The 4451-nt window shown below is 63.5% G+C and carries 8 protein-coding genes; all 8 read left to right on the top strand.

The features are described 5' to 3' along the window. The first annotated feature begins 96 nt into the window (after window positions 1-96). The gene (locus tag FPZ47_RS26605) at window positions 97-276 is read left to right on the top strand and encodes a hypothetical protein (RefSeq protein WP_144957110.1); all 180 of its coding nucleotides are present in this window, start codon (window positions 97-99) and stop codon (window positions 274-276) included. A gap of 283 nt (window positions 277-559) precedes the next feature. Continuing rightward, on the top strand, window positions 560-871 hold the full coding sequence (locus FPZ47_RS26600) for an HNH endonuclease (protein WP_168209578.1): 312 nt from the start codon (window positions 560-562) through the stop codon (window positions 869-871). Window positions 872-1167: 296 nt separating this feature from the next. Then, entirely contained in the window at window positions 1168-1704 is a 537-nt protein-coding gene (locus FPZ47_RS30030; protein ID WP_246133631.1) for a hypothetical protein, read from the top strand. Next, window positions 1685-2080: a hypothetical protein gene (locus FPZ47_RS26590; protein WP_144957116.1), complete on the top strand. Its 396-nt coding sequence runs from the start codon at window positions 1685-1687 to the stop codon at window positions 2078-2080. Before FPZ47_RS30030 ends, FPZ47_RS26590 begins: the two co-directional genes overlap by 20 nt. Window positions 2081-2229: 149 nt before the next feature. Beyond that, window positions 2230-3012: a hypothetical protein gene (locus FPZ47_RS26585; RefSeq protein WP_144957119.1), complete on the top strand. Its 783-nt coding sequence runs from the start codon at window positions 2230-2232 to the stop codon at window positions 3010-3012. After that, window positions 3009-3263, top strand: coding sequence for a hypothetical protein (locus FPZ47_RS26580; protein WP_144957122.1), 255 nt, complete (start codon window positions 3009-3011; stop codon window positions 3261-3263). Before FPZ47_RS26585 ends, FPZ47_RS26580 begins: the two co-directional genes overlap by 4 nt. Before the next feature lie 13 nt (window positions 3264-3276). Then, entirely contained in the window at window positions 3277-3657 is a 381-nt protein-coding gene (locus FPZ47_RS26575) for a type II toxin-antitoxin system PemK/MazF family toxin (protein WP_144957125.1), read from the top strand. Window positions 3658-3964: 307 nt separating this feature from the next. Further along, on the top strand, window positions 3965-4451 hold a 487-nt coding region (locus FPZ47_RS26570; protein WP_144957128.1), incomplete at its 3' end, for an ISAs1 family transposase.

Genomic DNA, 4451 nt, shown 5'->3' with positions numbered 1-4451 from the left:
CATTGCGTTGCAGGATATTATCCCTGACCAGGGCATTCTCCCGCCGAAAACACGCCGAAGGTTTGTGCAACAGGCTCTGCAGGGAGGACCAAAATCATGAGCGACGTCATCAGCACATGGATTGCCAACGGCGGCAGCACCAGCGGGTTCGGGCCGCTGACAGCCGCGGTACTTCAGACCCAAAACGTCAGCCAGGCCTCGCAAGCCGGCATCGTCGCCTCCCAGGCGTTCCTGAGAGCGTTGATCGACGCCGCGACCAACGGCGGCACCGTCTGACGATGTTTCCGAGACAGACACTCAACCAGGCGCCGCGCGCCTCGTCCCGCGCGCCGGCCATCAGACCGCCGCGCCAACGCGCGCCGCGCAACCTGCCGACCGGCCCGCAGTTGCTGAACCAGCCGTTGCCGCAAGAAGCCGCATCAGACGACAGCCGCGGCTGCCCATGAACTCGGCGCCGGCGCGACCGCGACCTGAGACGCGAGCTACGCGCCGGCGCCGACCACCCACAGCAGCCCCAAAAGCACAGCGACAGAACCACAACACGGGAGTAGGTGATGTCATGGCATGGAAAGACGCCGCGCGCAGCCCATCGAGCCACGTCACGGCGACCGCCGAATGGCGACGTCTGCGCCTGACGATCCTCAAGCGCGACCGCTACCGATGCCAACTCGACGAACCCGGGTGCACGGGCGAAGCGGACCAGGTCGACAAGATCATCAACGTCGCGGACGGCGGCGATCCGCTCGACGAACACAACCTGCGCGCGGCGTGCGCACAGTGCAATGCCCGCAAAGCCCAGCGCGAAGCGACCAAAGCGCGGAACGCGTGGAAACGCCAGCCCGAACCACACCCCGGATTGAGACGACGATGACCGCGGCGCTCACGCGCGCGGACGGCAGCGCGACCATCGACAAGACCTCGAGCCCCGGCGACGCGCCGCGACCTCCGAGCACCGACCATCGCCAACCATCCGCGCGGCATCGCCCCAGCTCAGCAGCAGTACCAGCACCGCGACCCCAGGCACTCCACCCCCTCCCCGGGCGGTCGCGCACATCCGGGACGCACTGTGGCTCGGGTTCCGAGCACGCATTCGGCTGGTTTTCTGTCACGGTTCCGCGGGCCCCGATGGGCGCTCTGATCGAGCCGTGCGGGTGAGGAGACGACGACATGGTTGCTGCTAAGAAAAAGTGTCAGAGCTGCGGAAACGGCTTTCTCGGCCGTGCTAATTCTCTGTTCTGCTCGCAGGCTTGCCGGCAGCGTGCGCACCGCGGAAACCGTGACACGAAGCGTGACAGCTCGGCCGTAATGGTTTCTACAACGAAGCGCCGGCGTCGGCGCACCCGAACGGCCTCCGCTGAAGCGGAGGCCGTTCTGCGCTCCCTGAATGAGCAGTTGGCTCTGGTGGGGCAGGAGCGCGGCGAGACGCTCGAGTGGTCACCGCAAGAACGCTTCGCGCTGGATCTGCTCGCCGCCGAGATTGACCGCACTGTCGACCTGGCAGCCATGTACGAGGCCTGCGGTGATGACGTGAAGTTGCGGGTGAAGTTGTCGGCTGAGTTGCGGCTGCTGCGGCAGTCGACGGCCCGCATGATCCGGGACAGCAAGACCGAGTTGCCGGAACGTCCGACGTCGACAACCCGAAAGGCGCGGCGGGCGGCGAATGCTCGCTGGCAACGCGGAGGCGGTGACGATGCCGCAGGCTAGGCGGGGCGGCCGCGGCGCCGGCGTGCATGTGCCGGGCACCTATGAGGCGTTGCGGGAGTTCGAGCGCGCCAAGTATGAGCGGCGAGGCGGCGAGCCTGTCGTGGTCGATGGCCGCGAGATAAGGAAAAAGAGTCCGGCTGGTGTGGACGAGCATGGTCGGCAGACCTATTTTCTCTACCCGCGGCGCGATTCGCTCAATGGGCTTGAGGCCGGCGAAACGGTGGGTGTCAGCGTCGGGTGGCTCGAGGATGCGCTGTGGGATCGCGACCGTGAGCGGGATCCGTCGGCGCCGCGGCCGCGACTGCCGTTCGCCCGGGGTGCGCGGCAGCGCGTGCGGGTCTTGCCGGATGATCGCATCGTTCTACCTGGTGAGTGAGATCATCAGAGACCTGAATCTCACCAAACGAGCACAGCAGGACTTGGTGCGTAAATAATTGAAGTGAAGCGAACCGGGGTACACCACCGAACCGTCTTAGTTGGTGATGAGCGGTTACTTCACGACGGCTGGAAGGTAGGCTGCGAAGCGTGTACGAGCGGTGGGTCTCGATCCATGCGTTCCGGTGGACACCGATCCTCACTTTTACCCGGCGTCACCTGGCACTACTTGATTGGCTTGAGGAAAACGTGCAGCCAGTCGCCTTCCTAGATGAGCCGCAGACGATCGGGATCGCAATCGGTGCGAGCGACCTTCGCCTTACAGTCAGTCGCGCCGGGATGACGATTGAGTCAGGTCTTTCCGGCCTCCCAGTCAATCGTGTCGTGCCCGCGCTAGAGGGGGTTTTCGACCTGCTGCAACCGAAGGCGACTATTCTCACAGTGTCGAACGTCGTTTCGACTCGCGAGCTGCCAGGTACAGACTATGACGAGATGAGAAGAGCTTTCGCGATCGACGTGGCAGGGGTGCCGTCAGAAGTTGCGGAGCTGTCCGCGCTCGATGGGTCAAGCCTCGTCGACCTCGAGTCAGATCAGCAATCTGCCCAGGTAGAGTGGGGAATTGTTGAGGCAGACGAGTTGTTGATGCGGCTGAGTAACCCAAAGGTGAGTCGGATTGTCCGTGGAAGGTCAGGCGAGGAGCCTAGGCCCAAACGTCAACTAGTGAGATCCCAGATACCGCGAAGCTTGCCAGAAGTGAGCGTCTTCGCAGAGTTGGTGATAACGCGGTTGGCTGGCGGGGCGGTAACAGACGCGCAGAGCGTTAGTGACATTATCGAGAAAGTCGAGGACACAGCGAAGACTGTGACGCTATCTTTTGCAGATCGGTTCGATACGACGGGTAACGCGGTGAGCAAGGAGGGGGCAACGTGGTGAGCGCGCTCTTGGAGTACACCCCGCTCGAGCAGGTCGTGGTCGCCAGCGATGGTTGGACGTCGGTCCAGCCGCCCAGAGGTGCGCGAGAGCGCACGCTCGACGAGCTGATTGCTGCCAAGCGTGCGCGACTGCGCGATGTGGCCCGCGGGATGCGCGACCAGCGGCGTGAAGGTGATCTTTCCCATCTTGTCCGCGAGCACGCGGAGATCGCGCCACTGCGTCAGCGGGCAAATGGAAAGACCCTCGACTAAACGCCTCCACTAAATGACGTTCCCATTCCCCATTCGGAAGGGATACATCTATCAAGTTCGAGATGAGATTCTGCGGCTACCGCCTGAACCAGAGCGCGAAGTTCACGAAACCCGTAGACCTTTTCTTATTTACAGCGGTGATCCCACAAATAACGACCAATCATATCCGGTTGTCTCTGGCTTCCCGCTTTCGAAGTCAACGAGGTACCGCACAGAGTTCGACGTCAAGCTGGCCGCGGGCGAGGGCAATGTTTCCGAGAAGTGTTGGGTACGCATTCACGCGCTCCAACCGTTGCTGAAGACGGATCTTGGTGACTGCGGCGGCAAGCCACTGACACCGGAAAGAATGGAAGAGATCGAGGCGCAGCTTTTCCGATACCTCGACGCACTCTGATCTGCACCAACATGGCGCGTCCTCGCAGCGCCAGTGAGAGCGGACGCCGAGGTCATCGTCACAAAGCCAGCAGGGTAGTCGTTGATGCAGCGGTCCCACGTCGGCGGTGCCGTAGTGCTTGGCTGCGGGCCGCATACAGGGTGCCGGAAAAGTTGATGCGTAGTGCTGTGACCTTGGCCGTTATCGCCGCGTTACCGGCGTGGCGTATGTGGCGGGTGTGACCAACGGGCTTGGATGCAGGTTGCGAAGCCAACCATCCGAACCCGAGGTCACACCCGCATGCCATCTTCTCCGACGCCACCTGCCGATGCGAACCCGACGCGCCACGAACGACTGTTGGAAGCCCTGCAGAGGGTGCCCGACCCGCGCGACCGGCGCGGGCGTGCGCTACCCACTGGTCGGAGTGCTCGCGCTGGCGGTCACAGCTACCGTGGCCGGGTGCCGGTCGTTCGCGGCGATCGGTCAGTGGGCCGCAGAAACCACTACCGACACACTGGCTTCGTTTGGGCTGGCGAGAATGAGCGCGCCGGAGGAGTCGACACTGCGCAAGCTGTTCGCCCGCATCGATGCCGACGCCCTCGATGCGGCGCTGGGGGTGTGGATGTGGACGCGAACTTTCACCGTCGAGCAGCGCCGCGTGATCGCCATCGACGGCAAGACGATCCGCGGTGCGCGCACCCGCGTTGGTGGTAAGGCCCCACACCTGATCGCCGCATTCGACCACGGTGCCGGAGTCGTGCTGGGACAGGTCGCCGTCGAGGTGAAGAGCAATGAAATACCGGCTGCCCGAACAC

It is taken from the genome of Mycobacterium helveticum (assembly GCF_007714205.1).
GTDB classification, from domain to species: Bacteria; Actinomycetota; Actinomycetes; order Mycobacteriales; family Mycobacteriaceae; genus Mycobacterium; species Mycobacterium helveticum.
This window is presented reverse-complemented; position numbering and strand designations above follow the sequence as displayed.